Origin of the sequence: Aeromonas finlandensis (assembly GCF_000764645.1) — a bacterium.
Classification (GTDB): domain Bacteria; phylum Pseudomonadota; class Gammaproteobacteria; order Enterobacterales; family Aeromonadaceae; genus Aeromonas; species Aeromonas finlandensis.
Genome location: NZ_JRGK01000208.1, coordinates 1 through 1,755, shown reverse-complemented (window position 1 = coordinate 1,755; position 1,755 = coordinate 1). Strand labels below are relative to the sequence as shown.

Annotated in this window: 1 protein-coding gene and 1 pseudogene; one reads left to right on the top strand and one right to left on the bottom strand. The window is 54.4% G+C overall.

All coding sequences use genetic code 11. From position 1 onward, the window contains the following. A pseudogene (locus LD28_RS0112705) lies at positions 1–244 on the bottom strand (hypothetical protein); the annotation flags it as partial. Between the two features lie 281 nt (positions 245–525). Here LD28_RS0112705 and ccoN point away from each other — a divergent pair. Further along, positions 526–1,755: cytochrome-c oxidase, cbb3-type subunit I (gene ccoN, locus LD28_RS0112700; protein ID WP_033137331.1), on the top strand; the 1,230-nt coding region annotated here is incomplete at its 3' end.

Sequence of the window (1,755 nt, the reverse complement as noted above, 5' to 3'; positions counted from 1 at the left end):
TAATAGCGATGGCAAAATCATGTTCGGCTATTACCGGAAATTCCTTGATGGCCACCGTCAGCGGCTTGTCACCAATCAGCGCGCTGCAACTGGTGTGGGAAAGATCACAAATCTGATCTTTTGTCTGACCAGCAGGCACGCTGCTATCGGTCGAAAACCAGGTGCGATAGGCCACCAGCACCAATAACAGCGCCAATACCAGTGCAAGGTGCAAAACTTTACGTGCGGTAAGTCTCTCTTTCATCAAAAACAGCCCGATTAAGATGCAATTAAAATAGTTTTTTGTGATCTCGAACAAGGTAAAAAACCGCCAAAACGAGACCGGACGGAGCCAAATATATCACTGTTTATACTGTTATTTTACCTGTCAGTTCAGTATCATTCCCATGAAGTTTTCATTTAGCCATCTTTTGCTTTTCCTTTCGTTAACAGATGTTAACAACTGGTCGGCGGTGGCTGATGAAGCCAGTCCGGTTTTCCGGATACAAAACCAAACAACAGCAGCATCGGAAGCGGAATATAACGATGAGCCATACAACTAACCATCCTGAGTACAACTACACCGTTGTTCGCCAGTTTACCGTCATGACGATAGTCTGGGGAATTGTCGGCATGTCGGTTGGCGTACTGATTGCAGCCCAGTTGATCTGGCCTGCCCTCAACTTCGACACTCCGTGGCTGACTTACAGTCGTCTGCGGCCCCTCCATACCAACGCAGTGATCTTCGCCTTCGGCGTCAGCGCTCTGATGGCAACGTCGTTTTACGTTGTGCAGCGCACCTGCCAAACCAGGCTGTTCGGTGGCCCTCTGGCGACCTTCGTCTTCTGGGGCTGGCAAGCGATCATCCTCTCTGCTGCGATCTCTCTGCCGCTGGGTTACACCTCCGCCAAAGAGTATGCCGAGCTGGAGTGGCCAATTGATATCGCCATCACAGTGGTATGGGTCGCCTACGCCATCGTCTTCTTCGGCACCCTGATGAAGCGCACTACCTCCCACATCTATGTGGCGAACTGGTTCTTCGGCGCCTTCATCATCACCGTTGCGGTGCTGCACATCGTTAACAACATGGAAGTGCCGCTCTCCGGCATGAAGTCCTACTCCATGTACTCCGGTGCCATGGATGCCATGGTGCAGTGGTGGTATGGCCACAACGCGGTAGGTTTCCTGCTGACCGCAGGCTTCCTGGGGATGATGTACTACTTCGTGCCCAAGCAGGCCGGTCGTCCGGTATACTCCTATCGCCTCTCCATCGTGCACTTCTGGGCGCTGATCTCCCTCTACATCTGGGCCGGTCCGCACCACCTGCACTACACAGCGCTGCCTGACTGGGCCCAGTCGCTGGGCATGGTGATGTCCCTGATCCTGTTCGTGCCCTCCTGGGGCGGCATGATCAACGGCATCATGACCCTCTCCGGTGCATGGCACAAACTGCGTTATGACCCCATCCTGCGCTTCCTGATCGTCTCCCTCTCTTTCTACGGCATGTCGACCTTCGAAGGCCCGATGATGGCGATCAAAACCGTCAACGCCCTCTCCCACTACACCGACTGGACCGTTGGTCACGTGCACTCCGGTGCGCTGGGCTGGGTTGCCATGGTCTCCATCGGTGCGGTCTATCACCTGATCCCGAACCTGTTCGGCCAGGGCCGGATGTACAGCATCCGCTTGATCAACGTTCACTTCTGGCTGGCGACCGTGGGCACCGTGCTCTACATCGTTGCCATGTGGATTTCCGGTGTAATGCAGGGCCTGATG